The 19428-nt window shown below is 75.9% G+C and carries 18 protein-coding genes; 7 read left to right on the forward strand and 11 right to left on the reverse strand.

Features of this window, described 5'->3' with window-relative positions:
* Positions 1-40: 40 nt before the first annotated feature.
* Genes ACFPK1_RS25050 through ACFPK1_RS25060 form a run of 3 tightly spaced genes read right to left on the reverse strand, consistent with a single transcriptional unit; the run spans position 41 to position 3020 of the window.
* On the reverse strand, positions 41-898 hold the full coding sequence (locus tag ACFPK1_RS25050) for an ABC transporter ATP-binding protein (RefSeq protein WP_378023671.1): 858 nt from the start codon (positions 896-898) through the stop codon (positions 41-43).
* Complete coding sequence (locus ACFPK1_RS25055; protein WP_378023672.1) at positions 895-1977, reverse strand: FecCD family ABC transporter permease; 1083 nt, start codon at positions 1975-1977, stop codon at positions 895-897. Before ACFPK1_RS25055 ends, ACFPK1_RS25050 begins: the two co-directional genes overlap by 4 nt.
* Positions 1974-3020, reverse strand: coding sequence for a FecCD family ABC transporter permease (locus ACFPK1_RS25060; RefSeq protein WP_378023673.1), 1047 nt, complete (start codon positions 3018-3020; stop codon positions 1974-1976). Before ACFPK1_RS25060 ends, ACFPK1_RS25055 begins: the two co-directional genes overlap by 4 nt.
* A gap of 317 nt (positions 3021-3337) precedes the next feature.
* On the opposite strand from ACFPK1_RS25060, the gene ACFPK1_RS25065 reads away from it, so the two are divergent.
* Positions 3338-4093, forward strand: a complete 756-nt coding sequence (locus ACFPK1_RS25065; RefSeq protein ID WP_378023674.1) for a class I SAM-dependent methyltransferase — start codon at positions 3338-3340, stop codon at positions 4091-4093.
* On the opposite strand, the gene ACFPK1_RS25070 is transcribed toward ACFPK1_RS25065, so the two are convergent.
* Positions 4071-4355, reverse strand: a complete 285-nt coding sequence (locus tag ACFPK1_RS25070; RefSeq protein ID WP_378023675.1) for a hypothetical protein — start codon at positions 4353-4355, stop codon at positions 4071-4073. The two genes, ACFPK1_RS25065 and ACFPK1_RS25070, sit on opposite strands and share 23 nt — an antisense overlap.
* Before the next feature lie 63 nt (positions 4356-4418).
* Between ACFPK1_RS25070 and ACFPK1_RS25075 the strand changes: the two genes are divergently transcribed.
* Together ACFPK1_RS25075 and ACFPK1_RS25080 are read left to right on the forward strand one after the other, a co-directional pair.
* Entirely contained in the window at positions 4419-6038 is a 1620-nt protein-coding gene (locus ACFPK1_RS25075; RefSeq protein ID WP_378023676.1) for a 1,4-alpha-glucan branching protein domain-containing protein, read from the forward strand.
* Between the two features lie 72 nt (positions 6039-6110).
* Complete coding sequence (locus ACFPK1_RS25080) at positions 6111-7340, forward strand: glycosyltransferase family 4 protein (protein WP_378023677.1); 1230 nt, start codon at positions 6111-6113, stop codon at positions 7338-7340.
* A gap of 31 nt (positions 7341-7371) precedes the next feature.
* Here ACFPK1_RS25080 and ACFPK1_RS25085 read toward each other — a convergent pair whose 3' ends face one another.
* Positions 7372-8082 carry an acyltransferase gene (locus ACFPK1_RS25085; protein ID WP_378023678.1) on the reverse strand — a complete coding sequence of 237 codons (711 nt, stop codon included), beginning with the start codon at positions 8080-8082 and terminating at the stop codon, positions 7372-7374.
* A gap of 23 nt (positions 8083-8105) precedes the next feature.
* On the opposite strand from ACFPK1_RS25085, the gene ACFPK1_RS25090 reads away from it, so the two are divergent.
* The 3 genes from ACFPK1_RS25090 to ACFPK1_RS25100 are packed head-to-tail and all read left to right on the forward strand — an operon-like array spanning position 8106 to position 10497.
* On the forward strand, positions 8106-8954 hold the full coding sequence (locus ACFPK1_RS25090) for a ribokinase (protein WP_378023679.1): 849 nt from the start codon (positions 8106-8108) through the stop codon (positions 8952-8954).
* Positions 8951-9919 (forward strand): nucleoside hydrolase, encoded by a 969-nt coding sequence (locus ACFPK1_RS25095; protein ID WP_378023680.1) that lies wholly within the window; start codon positions 8951-8953, stop codon positions 9917-9919. Before ACFPK1_RS25090 ends, ACFPK1_RS25095 begins: the two co-directional genes overlap by 4 nt.
* 8 nt (positions 9920-9927) lie before the next feature.
* Entirely contained in the window at positions 9928-10497 is a 570-nt protein-coding gene (locus tag ACFPK1_RS25100) for a DUF5709 domain-containing protein (protein WP_378023681.1), read from the forward strand.
* Positions 10498-10542: 45 nt separating this feature from the next.
* Here the strand turns inward: ACFPK1_RS25100 and ACFPK1_RS25105 are convergent, their stop codons facing one another.
* The 5 genes from ACFPK1_RS25105 to ACFPK1_RS25125 are packed head-to-tail and all read right to left on the reverse strand — an operon-like array spanning position 10543 to position 14681.
* Positions 10543-10881, reverse strand: a complete 339-nt coding sequence (locus tag ACFPK1_RS25105) for a TraR/DksA C4-type zinc finger protein (protein ID WP_378023682.1) — start codon at positions 10879-10881, stop codon at positions 10543-10545.
* A gap of 15 nt (positions 10882-10896) precedes the next feature.
* A complete protein-coding gene (locus ACFPK1_RS25110) occupies positions 10897-12117 on the reverse strand; it encodes a THUMP-like domain-containing protein (protein ID WP_378023683.1) in 1221 nt (406 codons plus the stop codon).
* Positions 12118-12119: 2 nt separating this feature from the next.
* Positions 12120-13055 carry a class I SAM-dependent methyltransferase gene (locus ACFPK1_RS25115; RefSeq protein ID WP_378023684.1) on the reverse strand — a complete coding sequence of 312 codons (936 nt, stop codon included), beginning with the start codon at positions 13053-13055 and terminating at the stop codon, positions 12120-12122.
* Positions 13052-13831, reverse strand: a complete 780-nt coding sequence (locus ACFPK1_RS25120) for an enoyl-CoA hydratase/isomerase family protein (protein WP_378023685.1) — start codon at positions 13829-13831, stop codon at positions 13052-13054. Before ACFPK1_RS25120 ends, ACFPK1_RS25115 begins: the two co-directional genes overlap by 4 nt.
* Before the next feature lie 40 nt (positions 13832-13871).
* Positions 13872-14681, reverse strand: a complete 810-nt coding sequence (locus ACFPK1_RS25125; RefSeq protein WP_378023705.1) for an ABC transporter ATP-binding protein — start codon at positions 14679-14681, stop codon at positions 13872-13874.
* Positions 14682-14793: 112 nt separating this feature from the next.
* On the opposite strand from ACFPK1_RS25125, the gene glgX reads away from it, so the two are divergent.
* Positions 14794-16848 (forward strand): glycogen debranching protein GlgX, encoded by a 2055-nt coding sequence (gene glgX, locus ACFPK1_RS25130; protein WP_378023686.1) that lies wholly within the window; start codon positions 14794-14796, stop codon positions 16846-16848.
* On the opposite strand, the gene glgP is transcribed toward glgX, so the two are convergent.
* A complete protein-coding gene (gene glgP, locus ACFPK1_RS25135; RefSeq protein ID WP_378023687.1) occupies positions 16845-19412 on the reverse strand; it encodes an alpha-glucan family phosphorylase in 2568 nt (855 codons plus the stop codon). The genes glgX and glgP overlap by 4 nt on opposite strands.
* Positions 19413-19428: the final 16 nt, after the last annotated feature.

Consider the following 19428-nt stretch of genomic DNA (forward strand, 5'->3'; position numbering starts at 1 on the left):
GCAGGCTCACCTAAGTCACCGCGCAGGGCAACCCCAGGAGTCACCCGTCACGACGCCGGTCGGCGTACCGCCCGACGGGGACGACCAGCGGCGTGCCCGCGACCGGGTCGGGCACCACGCGGGCGTCGAGCCCGAAGACGTCGCGCAGCGTGACCTCGGTGAGCACCTCGTGCGGCGTGCCGGCCACGGCGATCTCACCGGCGTGCAGGGCGACGAGCCGCCGGGCGTAGCGGGCGGCGAGGTTGAGGTCGTGCAGCACCATGACCACGGTGCGCCCGCGCTCGCGGTTCAGGCGCTCGACGAGCTCGAGGACGTCCACCTGGTGGGCGAGGTCGAGGAACGTCGTCGGCTCGTCGAGCAGGAGCACCTCGGTGCCCTGGGCGAGCGCCATCGAGATCCAGACGCGCTGGCGCTGCCCGCCGGAGAGCGTGTCGAGCGTGCGCTCGGCGAAGTCGGCCATGCCGGTCCAGTCGAGGGCCTCGGCGACGGCCTCCTCGTCGTCGGTGGACCACTGCCGGAACCAGCGCTGGTGGGGGTGGCGGCCGCGCGCGACGAGGTCGGCGACCGTGATGCCCTCGGGCGCGGTCGGGTCCTGGGGCAGCACGCCGAGCACCGTCGCGACCTCGCGCGAGGGGATCGCGTCGAGGCGGCGGCCGTCGAGCACGACGTGGCCGTGCTTCGGCGCGAGCAGCCGGGCCATCGTGCGCAGCAGCGTCGACTTGCCGCAGCCGTTGGGGCCGATGACGGCGGTGACGGTGCCGTCGAGGACGTCGAGGTCGAGACCCTCCGGGCCGCCGACGACGATCGACTCGCCGTAGCCGACCCGCACGCCCTCGGCGCGCAGGCGGACGGTCCCGGTCCCGTCGGTGACCTCCGTGCGCTCGGTGTCGGCGCTCACGCGGAGTCCTTCCTCGTGCGGCGGACGAGCAGGTAGAGCAGGTAGGGCGCGCCCAGGACGACGGTGACGACGCCGACGGGCACCTCGCCGCCGAGCACCGTGCGGGCCAGCAGGTCGCCGGCGACCACGAGCAGGGCGCCCGCCAGGGCGGAGGCGAGCAGCGGTGGGCGCGAGCCCCCGACGAGGCGCACCGACACCTGCGGGACGACGAGGGCGACGAAGCGGATCGGCCCGGCGGCGGCGGTGGCCGAGGCGGCGAGGACCACGGCGAGCCCGAGCAGCAGCACGCGCGAGCGGTCGACCCGCTCCCCCAGCCCGCGCGCGGCGTCGTCGCCGAGGTCGAGGGCGTCGAGGCGGAAGGCCAGCGCGATCGCGATCGGCAGCACGATCACCAGCACGATCGCGATCGGGGTGACGTGCTCCCAGCCGCGGGCGTTGAGCGAGCCGCGCAGCCAGACGAGCGCGAGGCCCGCCTGCTGCACGTTCGCGAGGACGAGCAGCCAGGAGGTCACCGAGACCAGCGCGACGCTGATCGCCAGGCCGATGAGGATGACGCGGAACGCGTCGAGGCCCCGGCGGTAGGCGAGCACGACGACCAGCCCGGCCGCGAGCAGGCCGCCGATCAGCGCCGCGACCGGCAGCCCGACGGCGGCGAGCAGGCCCACCGCGGTGCCGCCGGAGCCCGCGAGCACGATCACCAGCAGGGCGGCGACGCCGGCGCCGTCGGTGACGCCGAGGACGTCGGGGCTGGTCAGGGGGTTGCGCGCGACGCCCTGGGTGAGCGCGCCCGCCACGCCGAGGGCGGCGCCGACCAGCGCGCCGCAGAGCACGCGCGGGAGCCGCAGCTGGGTGACGACGAACGTCTCGCCGCGGGTGCCGCCGCCGGCGAGCACGCGCAGCACGTCGCCGACGGCGATCGGGTACTCGCCGCGCCCGATGCTCACCGCGGCCACCAGCACGAGCAGGACGGCGGCGCCGAGGACGACGACCGCCGTGCGCGGGCGCCAGACCGCCGACACCGGGCCGAGGCGCAGGGGACGGCGGCCCGCGACCTCCCGGGCCGGTGCCGTGGTGCTCACAGCCGCACCATCCGGCGCCGGCGGACCATGGCGATGAAGAACGGCGCGCCGACGATCCCGAGCACGATGCCGACGGGCAGCTCGCCCGGGCGCACCACGACCCGCCCGACGACGTCGGCGGCGAGCACGAGCACGGCGCCGACGAGCGCGGCGAGCGGGATGAGCCGCCCGTGCGCGGGCCCGGCGAGCGAGCGCACGACGTGCGGGGCGACGAGGCCGACGAACCCGATCGGTCCGCTGACCGACACCGCCGCCCCGGTGAGCAGGGTGACCCCGGTGAGGCCGACGATCCGGGCCCGCAGGATGTTCTGGCCCAGCCCACGGGCGCTGTCCTCGCCGAGCGCGAGCACGTCGAGCGCCCGGGAGTTCACCGCGGCGAGCGCCAGGCCGACGACCACGAACGGGAGCACCTGGAGGGTGAGGTCGGCGCCGCGGTCGTCGAGCGCGCCGGCCGCCCAGAAGCGGTACGCGTCGAGCGAGGGGCCGTCGCCGAGCACCATCGCCGAGGTCACCGCGAGCAGCAGCTCGGAGACCGCGAGGCCGGCCAGCGCGAGCGTCACCGGCGTCGGGCCGCCCCGCCCGGCGGCGCCGAGGGTGAACACGAGCAGGGCGGCGAGCGCGGCCCCGACGAACGCGAACCAGATGTAGCCCGCGACGCCGGTGACGCCGAGGACGGTCGTCGAGAGCACCACGCAGAACGCGGCGCCGCCGCTGATGCCGAGCAGGCCGGGGTCGGCGAGCGGGTTGCGGGTGTGGCCCTGCATGAGCACGCCGGCCACACCGAGCGCGGCGCCGACCACCAAGCCCAGGAGCGTGCGGGGCACGCGGAGCTCGCGGACGACGATGTCGGTGGGCGCGCCGGTCGGCGTGACCAGCGCGTGCCACACCTCGGCGGGCGTCGTCGGCGCCGAGCCGACCGCGACGCTGAGCACAGCGACCACCGCGAGCGCGCCGAGCCCGAGCAGGAGCGCCAGCACCGGGCGGCTGCGCCGTCGCACCGGGGCCCGGGACAGGAGAGGCCGGCCCACGGTCGTCGTCGCCACCGTGCGTGCCCTTCCCTCGACTCCGTGTGCTTAGGCGAACCTAACAGGCACCTCGGCGTCCGGCCCGGCCTCGTGTCGGCGGCGATCGCGCCCCGGGGTGTTCCAGCCTGGCGGCCACGCTGACGTCCAACGCCAGGATCGCCACCAGCTCAGTCGCGCGACACGCCGGGGCGGGTCCGCAGGCGCCGTCTCAGATCGACGGCGTCGAGTCCGGCAGGCGGGTCCGACAACCCCGCCAGGAGCCCCTCGGCCGCCCGGCCTCGCGAGGTCCACGACCCGATCCTCTCGCCGGCGGGCGGTGACAGGATCACCGCACCATGACCCACGCCCCCCTCCCCCTCACCGGCGAGCGCACCGTGCCCGGGCTGGACGTCGAGAACTACTGGTTCCGGCGCCACGAGGCCGTGTACCTGGCGCTGGCCCCGTCGTGCACCGGGATCGTGGTCGACGCCGGCGTCGGCGAGGGCTACGGAGCGGCGCTGCTGGCCGACCAGGCCCGGACGGTCGTCGCCCTCGAGCTCGACCCGGCCGTCGCCGCCCACGTCGCGGCCCGGTACCCACAGGTGTCCACGGCGAGGGCCGACCTCCAGGCGTTCCCCATCGGCGACGGCACCGTCGACGCCGTCGTCACCCTGCAGGTGATCGAGCACCTGGGGGACCAGCCCGGCTTCCTCGCCGAGTGCGCCCGGGTCCTGCGCCCGGGCGGGCGGCTGCACTGCGCCACGCCCAACCGGCTGACCTTCTCCCCCGGCGCCGGGCCCGACGACCGTCCGCTCAACCCGTTCCACACCCGCGAGCTGACCGGTGCCGAGCTGGCGTCCCTGGTCGCGGACGCGGGTCTGGTGCTCGAGGCGCTGCGCGGGCTGCACCACGGGCCCGGGCTGCGGGAGCTCGACGCCCGCCACGGCGGCTCGGTGATCGACGCCCAGATCGCGCTGGCGCTGTCCGGCGAGGAGTGGCCGGACGAGCTGGCCGCGGACGTGAAGAACGTGACCGCCGACGACTTCGAGCTGCGCGCCGACGGCGTGGACGCGTCGCTGGACCTGCTGGTCAGCGCCGTCCGGCGAGGGTGAGCACCGGGTCGGCCACCGACTCGGGCAGCGCCTGGCGCATCGCGGCGGCCGCGGCCTCGCCGACGACCACGTCGCCGGTGTCGCCGCCACCGGAGCAGTACTGACCGCCGGCCTGCAGCTCCCCGCCGCCGCCGGCGCACTGGTCGGCCGTCGTCACCGGCACGCCGGGGATCGGCGAGGCGACGGCGGTGCCGGCGAGCCCGAGCAGCGCGCCGCCGGCCGAGACCGCGGCGAGTGCTCCGGCGAGGATGCGAGCACGCATGGGGCTCCCTCTCGACGTCGAGGAGTGGTTCGCCCACGTCAACGATGTGCGCGGGCGCCGGTGATGCCTCGTCACCGTTCGGGGGACGGCGCCGTGACAGACTCCGGCCCGACGAGAGGAGCGTGCTTGAGCAGGGAACCGGTGGGCACGTTCTGCCTCGTCCTGCACTCGCACCTGCCGTGGCTGCTGCGCCACGGGGCCTGGCCGGTCGGCGAGGACTGGCTCTACCAGGCCTGGGCGCACTCCTACCTCCCCGTCGTCGAGACCCTCGAGCGCCTCGCCGCGCGCGGCCGGCGCGACCTACTGACGCTCGGCGTCACCCCGGTCCTCGCCGCCCAGCTCGACCACCCCGCCGCCCTGCGCGCGATGCACACGTGGCTCGCCGACTGGCAGCTGCGCGCCCACGAGGCCCACGCCGGCGACCCCGCGCTGGCCACCCGCGAGCACCGCGCCGCCGCCCACGCCCTCGAGGTCTTCGAGCGCGACTGGCGCCACGGCGGCTCGCCGGTGCTGCGCCGGCTGGCCGACGACGACGTCGTGGAGCTGCTCGGCGGGCCCGCGACCCACCCGTTCGCCCCGCTGCTGCCCGGCCGCGTGCGCCGGTTCCTGCTCGACGCCGGGCTGCGCGACGGCGCCCTGCGCCTCGGTCGCCGCCCGGCCGGCATCTGGGCGCCCGAGTGCGGCTACGCCCCCGGGCTCGAGCAGGACTACGCCGCGGCCGGCGTCGAGCGCTTCCTGGTCGACGGGCCCGCGCTGCGCGGCGACACCGCCGCCGCCCACCCCGTCGACGGCACCGACGTCGTCGCGTTCGCGCGCGACCTCGAGGTCACCTACCGGGTGTGGTCGCCGCGCGCCGGCTACCCGGGCGCCGCCGACTACCGCGACTTCCACACCTACGACCACCTCACCGGCCTCAAGCCCGCCCGCGTCACCGGACGCCGCGTCGCCACGGCGGACAAGAAGCCCTACGACCCCGCCCGCGCGGCCGCCGCCGTCGCGCGGGACGCCGCGGACTTCGTGGGGGTGGTCCACGACCGGCTGGCGTCGTTGCGTGATCGCCGCGGCCGCCCGGGCCTCGTCGTCAGCGCGTTCGACACCGAGCTGTTCGGGCACTGGTGGCACGAGGGCCCGGCGTGGCTCGAGGCCGTGCTGACCGCGCTGCCCGAGGCGGGGGTGCGGGTGACGACGCTGCGCGGCGCGGTCGAGGCCGGGCACGTCGAGGAGCCGGTGGTGCTGCCGGCGTCGTCGTGGGGGTCGGGCAAGGACTGGCGGGTGTGGGACGGGCTCGCCGTGCGCGACCTCGTGGCGGACAACGAGGACGTGGCGCGCCGCCTGCTCGCCGCCGTCGACGGGGCGGCCCCGGCCGCGGGTCGCGACGCCACCCTCGACACCCTCGCGACGCAGGCGGCGCTGGCGCTCTCGAGCGACTGGGCGTTCATGGTCACCAAGGACTCCGCCGCCCACTACGCCCGGCGCCGCGCCGCCGAGCACCGCGACCGCGTCCGCGAGCTCACCGACCTCCTGCCCGCGGGCCGTCACACCGAGGCCGCCGCGCGCGCCGCGGCCTTCGCCGCCCAGGACGACGTGTTCGGGCGCCTCGACGCCCGGGTGCTGCGCCGTCACCCGAGCGGTGACCGCCGTCGCACCGCCCCTGCCTACTCGGGAGTAGGGTCGCCCGCCTGATGTCAGCGGCGTGGCGTCGCAGACGTTGAGCGTCCGCAACGCCACGCGCTCGATCGGCAGGAGGAAGACGGCGTGCGCGTCCTGATGCTCTCCTGGGAGTACCCGCCCGTGGTCGTCGGCGGGCTCGGGCGGCACGTGCACGCCCTGGCGACGGCACTCGCCGACGCCGGCCACGACGTCGTCGTCGTCGCCCGCCAGCCCACCGGCAGCGACGCGCACACCCACCCGACGACGCTCGAGCGCCACGACGGTGTGCGCGTCCTGCGCGTCGCCGAGGATCCCCCGCACCTCGAGTTCGTCCGCGACCTCGTCGCGTGGACCCTCGGCCTCGGGCACGCGATGCTGCGCGCCGCCGGGACGCTGCTGCGCGGCTGGAGCCCCGACGTCGTCCACGCCCACGACTGGCTCGTCGCGCACGCCGCGATCACCGTCGCCGACCTGACCGGGGCGCCGCTGGTCGCGACCCTGCACGCCACCGAGGCCGGTCGACACGGCGGCTGGCTCTCGCAGACGCTGAACCAGCAGGTGCACTCGGTGGAGTGGTGGCTCGCGCGCCGCGCCGACGCCGTCATCACCTGCTCGGAGGCGATGCGCACCGAGGTCTCGGGGCTCTTCGACCTCGACCCCGACGACGTCGCGGTCGTCCACAACGGCATCGACCCGGCGAGCTGGCTGCGCACCGTCGAACGCCGGACCGGGCCGCCGACCCTCCTCTACCTCGGGCGCCTCGAGTGGGAGAAGGGCGTGCACGACCTCGTCGCCGCGCTGCCCGCGATCCGCCGCGCCCACCCCGGCACGACGCTGGACGTCGCGGGCACGGGCTCGTGCTCCGACTGGCTCGCCGAGCGCGCCCGCGCCGCCCGCGTGCGGCGCTCGGTCCGGCTGCTCGGCCACGTCGACGACGCCACCCTGCGCGACCTGCTCGCCGGTACCGACGCCGCGGTCCTGCCCAGTCGCTACGAGCCCTTCGGGATCACCGCACTCGAGGCGGCGGCGGCCGGCGCGCCCCTGGTCGCGTCGCGGGCCGGCGGGCTGGGCGAGGTGGTCGTCGACGGCGTCACCGGCCTGTCGTTCGACCCCGGCGACGTGCCCGGGCTGGCGCGGGCGGTGGCCCGCTGCCTCGACGACCCCGCCGCCGCCCGCACCCGGGCCGATGCCGCCCGCGCGCGCCTCGCCACCGACTTCGCCTGGCCGGCGATCGCCGACCGGACCGCGGAGGTCTACGCCACCGCCCGCCCCGCTCCCCCGCGCGACCTCGGCCGCCCCAAGATCCCGACGGGCAACGTCTTCGGGCTCACCTGAGGCGCTCCGCGCTCGTGAGTGATCCGGGTCGTCATGACGACCCGGATCGCTCACCTGCGCGCAGCGCCTCCAGCTCCGTCTTGCGGGCGATGTCGGCAAGGGCCGCCCGGTCGGCGGCGGCCGCCTCGTAGTCGGCCAGCCGGTCGCGGACCACACGCGCCGGCGCCCCCACGGCCACCGACCAGTCCGGCACCTCGCCCCGCACCACCGCGTGCGCGCCGATCACGCACCCGCGCCCCACCCGCGCGCCGCGCAGCACCGTCACCTTGGTCCCGATCCACGTCTCCGGCCCGACGCGCACCGGCGTCTTCACGATGCCCTGGTCCTTGATCGGCGCGTGCACGTCGGCGTAGCGGTGGTCGAAGTCGCAGACGTAGATCCAGTCGGAGAGCAGCGTCGCCTCGCCGAACTCGATGTCGAGGTAGCAGTTGATCGTGTTCTCGTTGCCGAACACCGACTTGTCCCCGATGCGCAGCGACCCTTCGTGGCACCGCAGGCGGGTGTGGTCGCCGATGTGGACGAACCGCCCGATCTCCAGGCGCCCGAACCCCTCCCGCGCCTCGAGCTGCACGCCCTTGCCCAGGAACACCAGCCCGTGCAGCACGATGTGCGGCTGGCGCACGCGGACCTTGAGCATCCGCCAGTAGCGGACCAGGTAGAACGGCGACCACGCGCGGTGGCGCACGATCCAGCGCAACGACGCCCAGGTGAGCAGTCGCGGCTGGCGCGGATCCGACCTCACGGCTCGAACCCTACGATCGCCCGATGTCCCGCCATGGTCCGAGGGTCGCCGTCGTCGGCAGCGTCAACCTCGACCTGGTCGCCCGGGTCGAGCGCCTCCCGGCCGCCGGGGAGACGCTGACCGCCCACGGCGTCACCCGCGTGCCCGGCGGCAAGGGCGCCAACCAGGCGCTCGCCGCCGCCCGTCTCGGCGCCCGGGTGAGCCTGCACGCCGCCGTCGGCGACGACCCGCTCGCGGGCGAGGCCCTCACGCTCCTGCGCGCCGGCGGGGTCGACCTGCGCCACATCCGGATCGCGGCAGAGGCGCCGACGGGCACCGCGATGATCCAGGTCGACGACGACGGCGAGACCACGATCGTCATCGACGCCGGCGCCAACGCCACGCTCGCCGTCGCGCCCGGCGACCTCGACGCCGACGTCGTGCTCACCGTCCTCGAGGTCCCCGACGAGGCGGTCGCGACGGCGATGGCCGCGCCCGGCTTCACGGTGCTCAACGCCGCCCCGGTCCGCCCCGTCGCCGGCGACGTGCTCGCGGGCGTCGACCTGCTCTGCGTCAACGCGCACGAGTTCGGCGCGCTGGCCGCGCACGCCGACCTCGACGACCTCGTCGCCGTCGCCATCACCCACGGCGCCGCGGGTGCCGAGCTGCGCCGCCGCGGCCGGGTCGTCGCGACCGTCGAGCCGCCGCCGGTCGACGCCGTCGACGGCACCGCGGCCGGCGACGCCTTCACCGCCGCGCTCGCCCTCGCGCTCGCCGCGGGCGGCGACGACGAGAGCGCCCTGCGCCGCGCCTGCCGGGCCGGCGCCCTCGCCGCGACCCGCCCCGGCGCCCAGCCCTCGCTCCCCACCCGCCAGGAGGTCGACGTCCCGTGACGCCGCTGATCGTCGACACCGACCCCGGTGTCGACGACGCCTACGCGATCGCCCTCGCCGCCCGCGCCCCCGAGGCCGACCTGCTCGCGGTCACCGCGGTGTTCGGCAACGTCGACCTGCCGACCACGACGACGAACGCCCGCCGCCTGCTCGGGATGCTCGGGCGCGGCGACGTCCCGCTCGGCGTCGGCGCCGAGCGCCCGCTGATCCACCCGACGACGCAGCGCGCGGCCGACGTGCACGGCGACGACGGTCTGGGCGGGGTCGCCGAGCGCTTCGGCCCGCTCGGCCCTGAGCCCGCGGGACGTGCGCTCGACGTCATCGCGGGCGTCCTCGAGGCGAGCCCCGAGCCCGTCGTGCTCGCCGCGATCGGCCCGCTGACCGACGTCGCCCTCCTGCTCGCGACCCGCCCGGACCTCGCCGAGCGCATCGGGCGCCTCGTCGTCATGGGCGGCTCGATCGGCATCGGCGGCAACGTCAGCGCGGGCGCCGAGTTCAACGTCTGGTCCGACCCGGAGGCCGCCCGCCGGGTGCTCGTCGAGGAACGGGTGCCGACGACGCTGGTGCCGCTCGACCTCACGCACGTGGTGACGGTCGACCGGGCGTGGCTCGCCGACCTCGCCGCCTCCGGCCCCGTCGGCGAGGCGCTGGCCGCGACCCGGCACGTCTACGCGCACGGGGAGGCGCTGGGCGTGGACCGGGTGCCGATCCACGACGCGGTCGCGCTGCTCGAGGCCGTCGAGCCCGGGACGCTGGCGACGGTGCCGCTCGAGCTCGAGGTCGACACCTCGCTCGGCCCGGCGCGCGGCACCGTGCTCGCCGACCGGCGCGGGCGCGCCCCGGGCGGCCGGACCGTCGACGTGGCCGTCCCCGGCGGCACCGACGTTGACGGGGTGCGCGCGTCACTGGCCCGGCGCCTGCGCGACGACATGCTCGCCGACATGGACCCCGGGCCCCGCGGGTAGCCGCTCGGATGACCGAGCCCGAGCACAGCGACGAGGTCCCCGAAGAGCCCGACCTGGGTGCGAGCGTGCAGCTCGAGTCCGGCGAGACGCTGGACGGTCGGCCGGGTACCGACGGCCTCGACGCCGGCGTCGTCGCCCCGAACCGCCCCTTCGGCCTCGACGACCCCGACACGACCCCCGAGGGCCAGCGCGAGCGCGAGACGATCGACGACCGCCTGGCCCGTGAGATCCCCGACGACACGGGCGGCGCGGCCACCGCGCCCGGCCCCGACCTCACCGAGGGCGAGATCGCCTCCGAGGCCGGCCAGGCCCGCAGCGGGCGCCTGACCGCCGCCGAGCCCGACCCCGACCAGGTGCCGGGCCGCTCGCTCGCCGCGCAGGACGCCGGGATCGCCGGTGGCGCAGCCTCCGCCGAGGAGGCCGCGGTGCACGACATCGGAGAGGACGAGATCGTCGACCTCGACGAGACCGAGCAGGCCATCGGCGGCGACCTGGACGAGCAGCTGGAGGGCCCGGAGGTCCGCCTGGACGACGAGGACGTCGACCCGGCGAGCGGCGTCCCCGAGAACCGGTTGTGACGAACCGCGGCCCCCGTCCTCGGGCGGGGGCCGCGGCCGTCCTCGCTACTGGTCGGCGTGCTCCCGGCACGTGTCGGCCTGGGCGCGCGCCTCCAGACGCTCGTCGTCGATCTGCTGCCCGCACACCCGACAGCGGCCCCACGTGCCGTCCTCGATGCGCTGCAGCGCCGCGTCGATCTCCGCGACCTGGCGCTCGCTCTCGTCGGCGAGACCCTGCCGCTCCATCGTCTCCTCGACCTCGGAGCCGTAGTCGCCGGGGTGCTGGCCGAGCGCGCCCTCCTGCTGCACGGCCACGGCCGGCTCGTGCTCGCGGGACCAGGCGCCCATCTCGCGCAGACGGTCGCGCTCCTCGGTGAGCGAGCGGCGGGCGGTGTCGGCGTCCATTCCGGTGGTGCCTCCTCAGGATCGGTCGGGAGGCGCGGATACCCGGTCGCTGACGGCCTCGCACACGTAGGCCTCGGGTCCGCTCGCGAGGCGGGCGAGGACGACCGTGGCCTCCTGCGTCCCGGCGAGCTTCAGGCGCGGGCGCAGGGCGTTCGGGTCGACGTCGAGACCGCGGACGAGGATCTCGAGGCGCCCGACGTCGCGCCGGCGCAGCGTCGTGCGCAGCGTCTTCTCGGTGTAGCGGCCGTGCTCGAGCACGCGGAACGCGCGGACGCCGGGGGGCGGGGCGTCGCCGGAGAGGTAGGCGAGGTGCTCGTCGAGGCGCCACAGCCCGTGGCGCGCCCCGTACTGGCGCACCAGGCCGGCCCGGACGACGGCGCCGTCGGGGTCGACGATCCACTCGCCGGCCGGCGCGACGGGGCACGTGTCGTCCTGCGCGTCGGTGACCTCGAACCCGGCGCCGCGGCTCGACAGCGCCGTCGCGCGGCGGTGCGTCGTCGCGAGGCCCGCGGACCACAGCGCCGCCTCCCGCACACGGCCGTCGAGGGAGACGAGCTCCACCTCGGCGGCCCACGGCGCGAGGGCCGGATCGAGGCCCGGGGCCGTCGAGACGACCAGATCGTGTGCGTGGCGATACGGACGTCCAGTGTCAGCGACGCGCCGCCGCTGACACAGACCGGCGGCCTCCGCTAGCCCGTCCAGCGGAGGGGCGAAGTGCTCCGGACGCCAGGTGCGGCGGCCCGCGGCGGTGCGGCGGGCGGGGTCGGCGACGAGCACCGTGTCCCGCGACGGCGGCGCCAGGGCGTCCGCGCGCACCAGGGCGACGCCGGGGACGTTGACGCGGGCCATGGCCAGGCGCACCGGGTCGAGGTCGGAGCCGACGAGCCGGGACGCCGTCCGGCGCAACGCCGCCAGCTCCGCGCCCACCGAGCAGGTCACGTCGTGCACGTCGCGCCCCGCGAGCCGGGCCGCCCGGTGCGCCGCGACCGGGGCCGCGGTGGCCTGCTCGGCGGCGTCGGCGGTCAGCAGCCAGCCCTCGGGCACCCGGCCGCGGGCGCGGTCGGCCAGCAGCGCGGTCTCGAGCACCGGCGCGGCCCGGTCGCCGAGCCGCTCCCGCAACGTCTGCACCGCGCGCAGACGGTCGGCGGCCAGCAGCGGCGCCGCCCCCGCGACGGCGTCGCGTCCGGCGTCCGAGGCCAGGTACGCGACGTCGTCGAGGGTGAAGGCGTACGGCAACGTCAGCTCGAGAGCGACACCGGATCCGGCGGCCGCACCCCGGTGACCAGCGCGTTGTAGAACAACGAGCGGGGCACGACCTTCGACAGCCGCTCGTCGAGCCACGAGAGCCGCTGCCAGGTGCGGTAGGCGAACATCGCCCAGCGCATCCCGAGGCGCTCCGGGGGGACCGCGGCCTCGAAGGTCCGCACCGGCCAGCCGAACACCGCCGCGGTGAGCTCCTCGGTGACGACGCGGACGTCCACCGCGCCGGCGGCGTGGGCGAAGCGCTCGAGGCGGTCGGGGTCGAAGACGTGCTGGTCGACCACCGACTCCAGCGCCGCCGCCCGCGAGGACTCGTCGAGCTCGGCCGGCGGGCGCAGCCACGACGCCGACGCGAACCGGGTGGTCGCCCACCAGGTCGCCTGCCCCAGCTTGCGGGCGTAGAGATCGCCGAGCCGCGTCGGCTCGCCCGCGAAGACGAACCGCCCGCCGGGCCGCAGCACCCGCAGGATCTCGCGGAACGCCTGATCGAGGTCGGGGATGTGGTGCAGCACGGCGTGCCCCACCACGAGGTCGACCGACGCGTCGGGCACCGGGATCGTCTCGGCGTCGGCCACCCGGCCCTCGACGTCGAGGCCCAGGTTCGCCGCGTTGCGCGTCGCCACCGCGACCATCCCCGGCGAGAGGTCGGTGACCGTCCCGCGCCGCGCGATCCCGCCCTGCATGAGGTTGAGCAGGAAGAACCCGGTGCCGCAGCCCAGCTCGAGGGCGTGGTCGTACGTCTCGGAGCCGGGGTTCACCGCCCGGAAGCGGTCCACCGCGAACGTCGTGCAGCGCTCGTCGAACGAGATCGACCACTTCTCGTCGTAGGAGCCGGACTCCCAGTCGTGGTACAGGACGTTCGCGAGCTTGGGGTCGTCGCGGGCGGCGTCCACTTCCGCCTGGGTCGGGCTCACCGCCCGAGGAACTGGGCCTTGCCGGGCCCGTTCTCGGCGAAGGAGCGCATGCCGATCGTCTGGTCCTCGGTGCCGAACAGCGCCGCGAACACCTCGGACTCGAACGCGAGCCCGTCGCGCAGGTCCATGTCCATGCCGCGGTCGATGGCGTTCTTGGCGGCAGCGAGGGCGCGCGTCGGGCCGTTCGCGAACTGCTCGGCCCACGCCCGGGCACGGGTGTAGACCTCGTCGGGCGCGACGACCTCGTCGACCAGGCCCATCTCGAGGGCCTCGGCGGCCTTGACGAAGCGGCCCGTGAAGATCACGTCCTTGGCCTTCGCCGGCCCGACGAGCCGGGTGAGGCGCTGGGTCCCGCCGCCGCCGGGGATGATCCCGAGCAGGATCTCCGGCTGGCCGACCGTCGCGTTGTCGCCGGCGATGCGCCGGTCGCACGACAGCGCGACCTCGAAGCCGCCGCCCAGCGCGTAGCCGGTGATCGCGGCCACCGTCGGCTTCGGGATCTCCGAGACCGCCCCGAAGCCGCGGGAGAGCTGGTGGGTCCGCTCGGCCATCTCGGAGTAGGTCATCGCGGCCATCTCCTTGACGTCCGCGCCGGCCGCGAGCGTCTTCTCGCCGCCGTACACGACGACCGCGCGCACGTCGGCGCGGCTGGTGGCCTCCGCGGAGACCTCGACCAGCTCGTCCTGCAGCTGGCGGTTGATCGCGTTCATCGGGGGCCGGTCCAGCCGGATGGTGCCCACCCCGCCGTCCACCTCGAGCCGCACGAACTCCGTCACCGACGGGCCTCCTCAGGTCTGGTCACTGCGCGCGGCGACACTATCGCCGGAACGCGGTGAAACGGCGCCGCCGGCTGGTGAGCTCGAGCGGCTGGTCGAACGTCGCGGACAGGTTCTCCGAGGTCATCACGTCGTCGAGCAGGCCCTGTGCGACCACGCGCCCCCCGCGCATGAGCATCGCGTGGCTGCAGTTCGGCGGGATCTCCTCGACGTGGTGGGTGACCATCACGGTCGCCGGGCCGTCCGGGTCGGCGGCCAGCTCGGAGATCAGCTCGACGAGGTCCTCGCGGGCACCGAGATCGAGGCCCGCGGCCGGCTCGTCGAGCAGGAGCAGCTCGGGGTCGGTCATCAGCGCCCGGGCCAGCAGCACCCGCTGGCGCTCACCGGTCGAGAGCGTCCCGTAGCGGCGGCCGGACAGGTCGACGACGCCCATCATCGCCATCAGCCCCGACGCGCGCTGGTCGTCGGTCTCGTCGTAGCGCTCGCGCCAGGTGCCGAGCACCCCGTAGCCCGCGCTGCGCACGACGTCGAACGCGGTCTCGTCGGGCGGCACGCGCCCGGCGAGGCTCGCCGAGGCCAGGCCGATGCGCGGGCGCAGCTCGAAGACGTCGACGCGCCCGAGCCGCTCGCCCAGCAGGTCGACCGTGCCCGACGTGGGGTGCATCTCGGCGGCGGCCAGCTTGAGCAGCGTGGTCTTGCCCGCCCCGTTGGGGCCGAGGATCGCCCAGCGCTCGTCGAGCTCGACGGTCCAGTCCAGGTCGGCGAGCAGGTCGGAGCCGCCGCGGCGCACGCCGACACCGTCGAGACGGATCACGGTGTCGGGGTCGGCCGTGCTCGGCTCCGGGGTCAAGGGTCCGGCTCCGCTGCGCTTCGCGTCCGGCTGCGTCACGGCCGCCATCCTGACGGATCACAGTCGCCGACGGGCGACGGCCCACCCCGCGATCGGGCACGATTCCGCCCCGATGCCCACCATCGCTCCCCGCCCCGGCGCCCACCTCGACGGCGACGTGCTGCACGTCACCGTCCCCGCCGCGACGAGCGCCGAGGCGGTGGAGCTCTGCCTGCCCTCCCCCGGCGGCGAGCGGCGCATCGAGCTGCGTCGTTCGGGCGACTGGTGGTCCGGACGGGCCGACGGCGTGAGCGACGGCGACGCCTACGGGCTGCGCGTGCACGGGCCCTGGGACCCGGGCCGCGGCGTGCGCACGAACCCCGCGAAGCTGCTGGTGGACCCGTGGACCCGCCGCGTCGAGGGCACCGTCACCTCGCTGGAGATCGCGCGCGCGTTCGCCGGCACCGACGCGTTCTCGACCCGCCGCGACGACCGGGACTCCGCGGGATCGGTGCCCCACGGGATCGTCACCGCCGACCTCGACCCGGCGCCGACCACGCGCCCGGGCGTGCCGTGGGCCGACACGGTCATCTACGAGACCCACGTGCGCGATCTCACGATGCGCCACCCCGAGGTGCCCGGGCACCTGCGCGGGACCTACGCCGGCGTGGCCCACCCCGCGGTCGTCGACCACCTCGTCGCGCTCGGGGCGACGACCGTCGAGCTGCTGCCGGTGTTCGCCCACACCTCCGAGCCGTCGCTGCTCGCGCGCGGGCGGACGAACCACTGGGGCTACTCGACCCTGGCCTACCTCGCCCCGCACCCCGGCTACGCCTCGACGCCGGGCCGCGAGGCGCAGGAGTTCCGCGCGATGGTCGCGACGCTGCACGCCGCCGGGCTCGAGGTCGTGCTCGACGTCGTGTTCAACCACACCTGCGAGGGCGGCGCCGACGGGCCGTCGCTGTCGTGGCGCGGGCTCGACGCCGCCGGCTGGTACGCCCTCGACGCCCGCGGGCGCGACGTCGACGTCACCGGCTGCGGCAACACCCTCGACGCCGCCTCCCCGCTCGTGGGCGCGCTCGTCGTGGACTCGCTGCGGCACTGGGTGACGACGATGGGCGTCGACGGCTTCCGCTTCGACCTCGCCTCCACCCTCGGCCGGCCGCGCGGCGGCGCCTTCGACCCGGCGGCGCCGCTGCTCGGCGCCATTGCCGACGACCCGGTGCTCTCGCAGGTCAAGCTCATCGCCGAGCCCTGGGACGCCACCGGCGAGGGCTACCAGGTGGGCGGGTTCCCGCCGCCGTGGGCGGAGTGGAACGGGCGCTTCCGCGACGGCGTGCGCGACTTCTGGCGCGGCCACGGCCCGGTCTCGGAGATCGTCACCCGGCTCGCCGGCTCGTCGGACCTCTACTGGCCCGCGCGCACCCCGGCCGCGTCGGTCAACTTCGTCACCGCCCACGACGGCTTCACCCTCGCCGACCTCGTGGCCTACGAGCGCAAGCACAACGAGGCCAACGGCGAGCAGGGCCGCGACGGCACCGACGACAACCGCTCGTGGAACCATGGCGTCGAGGGGCCGACGTCGGACCCGGCGATCCTCGCGCTGCGGGACCGCCAGGCGCGCAACCTGCTCACCACGCTGCTGCTCTCGGCGGGCACCCCGATGCTGCTCGGCGGCGACGAGCTGGGCCACACGCAGCACGGCAACAACAACGTCTACAGCCTCGACGACGAGACGTCGTGGCGGTCGTGGTCGTCCCCGGACGGTCGGCCGGCCCTCGTGGACTTCGTCGCCCGCGCCCTCGCCCTGCGCCGCGCCACCCCGGCGCTGCGGCGCACCGACTTCTTCTACGGCCGCGAGGACACCGACCCCGACGGCGCCGCCCCGGACATCGCCTGGCTGCACCCCGACGGCCGCGAGCTCGCCGAGCCGGACTTCCACCACCACGGGCGGACCCTGGTCGTGCGCGTCGACGGGGACCCGGCGCTCCTGCTCGTCCTGCACTCCGGCGGCGGGCCCGTCGACGTGCTGCTGCCCGACGCCTTCGGCGACACCGCGTGGGTGCCGGTGCTCGACCCGGGCACCGCCTCCGGCGCCCCGCCGAGCACCGAGCCCCTGCCGGCCGGTGACGTGCTGACCGTCCCGGCCCACACGGCGCTCGTGCTGAAGGCGAGCCCCCGCGGTTAGGCCGGCAGGACGATGCGGCCCAGCTCCGCCGGCGCGGCGAGGAGGTCGTGGCGCGGCAGGACGCGCACCGTGTAGCCGAGGACGCCCGCGTGGGGCAGGGCGACGACGGCCTCGAAGCGGTGGGAGCCGTCATGCCCGGGGCCGATCAGGGTCATCGGCTCCACGACCGGCTCCGAGAGCTCGTCGGCGTCGTCGGCGCGGCCGACGACCGCCTGCACGAGCACCTCCGTGGGGTCGAGGCCGCCGAGCACGACCTCGGCGCGCACGGTCATCGGCGCACCGAGCACCGGGGTGTCGGCGCCACCCGAGGCGTCGACCTCGGCGACGGCCACCGACGACCAGGCGGCGTCGAGGCGGGCGCGGTAGGTCGCGAGCTCCTTGGCGCCGGCGAAGCCGTCCTCGAGCACGCGCGCCGCCGAGCGGGCCGCCGGGGCGTACCACTGCTCGACGTAGTCGGTGACCATGCGTGTGGCCTGCACCTTCGGCGACAGCGTCGCGAGCGTGTGGCGCACGAGCGCGGTCCAGCGGTCGGGCACGCCGTCGGCGCCGCGGTCGTAGAACAGCGGGGCGACGGTGGTGCCGAGCAGCTCGTAGAGGGCGTTGGCCTCGATGTCGTCGCGGCGCTCGGGGTCGTCGACGCCGTCGGCGGTCGGGATCGCCCAGCCGTTGCGGCCGTCGTAGAGCTCGTCCCACCAGCCGTCGCGCACCGACAGATTGAGCCCGCCGTTGAGCGCCGACTTCATCCCCGACGTCCCGCACGCCTCGAGCGGGCGCAGCGGGTTGTTCAGCCAGACGTCGCAGCCCCAGTAGAGGTAGCGCGCCATCGACATGTCGTAGTCGGGCAGGAACGTGATCCGGTGGCGGACCGCGGGGTCGTCGGCGAACCGGACCATCTCCTGGATGAGCCGCTTGCCGGAGTCGTCGGCGGGGTGCGACTTGCCGGCGATCACCAGCTGCACCGGGCGCTCCGGGTCGAGCAGCATGGAGCGCAGGCGCTCCTGGTCGCGCAGCATCAGCGTCAGTCGCTTGTAGGTCGGGACGCGGCGGGCGAAGCCGATCGTGAGCACGTCCGGGTCGAAGACGCGCTCGGTCCAGGCCAGCTCGGGCTCCGAGGCGCCGCGCTGCAGCCACGACGCGCGGACCCGGCGGCGGACCTCCTCGACGAGCCGGCGCCGCAGCGCCCCGCGCATCTCCCAGAGCAGCGCGTCGGACACCCCGAACAGCTCCGGGCTGCCCGCGGCCTCGGCGCCCGCGGTGAGCCCGGCGATCTCGCGCGCGGTCCAGGTGGGGCCGTGGACGCCGTTGGTCACCGAGCCGATCGGCACCTCCGGGACGTCGAACCCGCCCCACAGGCTCTGGAACATCCCGCGCGAGACCTCGCCGTGCAGCTGCGAGACGCCGTTGGAGCGCTGGGCCAGGCGCAGGCCCATGTGCGCCATGTTGAACATGTCGCCCGCGGGCTCCCGGCCCAGCGAGAGCACCCGGGCGGGCTCGATGCCCGGCAGCATGTCGGCGGTGAAGTAGTACTCGACCAGCCCCACCGGGAAGCGGTCGATGCCCGCGGGCACCGGGGTGTGGGTGGTGAAGACGGTGCCGGCGCGGACGGTGGCGAGCGCCTGGTCGAAGTCGAGCCCGGCGTCGTCGACGAGCTCGCGGATGCGCTCGAGGCCCAGGAAGCCGGCGTGGCCCTCGTTGGTGTGGAAGACCTCGGGCGCGGGGTGCCCGGTGGAGCGGCAGAACGCCCGCACGGCGCGCACCCCGCCGATCCCGACGAGGATCTCCTGGCGGATGCGGTGCTCGGCGTCGCCGCCGTAGAGGCGGTCGGTGACCTGGCGCAGGTCGGCGTCGTTGTCCTCGATGTCGGCGTCGAGCAGCAGCAGCGGCACCCGCCCGACCGACGCCACCCACACCCGCGCCCGCAGCGTGCGGCCCTCGGGCATCGCGACGCCGACGAGCACCGGGGTGCCCGACGCGTCGGGCCCATCCCCCGTCGCTCCGCTCGCCTCGGTGAGCAGGTGCAGCGGCAGACCCTGCGGGTCGAGGGCCGGGTAGTGCTCCTGCTGCCACCCGTCGAGCGAGAGCGACTGGCGGAAGTAGCCGGATCGATACAGAAGGCCGACGGCGACCAGGGGGACCCCGAGATCGCTCGCCGCCTTGAGGTGGTCGCCGGCGAGGATGCCCAGCCCGCCCGAGTAGTTCGGCAGCACCTCGCTGACGCCGAACTCCATCGAGAAGTAGCCGACGGCCGAGGGGAAGCCGTCGGCGGCTCGCGTCTGGTACCAGCGGGGCTCGGCCAGGTAGGTGCGGAGGTCCTCGGCGCGCTCCTGGACACGGCCGACGAACGCGGCGTCCTCGGCGAGCTCGGCCAGCCGCTGCGGGCGCACCTCGCCGAGCAGCCGGACGGGGTCGCCGCCGGTGGAGCGCCACGCCGCCTCGTCCACCGTGGCGAAGAGGTCCTGGGTGGGCCCGTGCCACGTCCAGCGCAGGTTCGTGGCCAGCTCCTGGAGGGGTGCGAGAGCGGCCGGGAGCTGGGCGCGGACGGAGAAGCGACGCAGAGCCTTCACGTGCCGGGAGCCTACG

This window comes from Actinomycetospora rhizophila (assembly GCF_042657905.1).
Classification (GTDB): domain Bacteria; phylum Actinomycetota; class Actinomycetes; order Mycobacteriales; family Pseudonocardiaceae; genus Actinomycetospora; species Actinomycetospora rhizophila.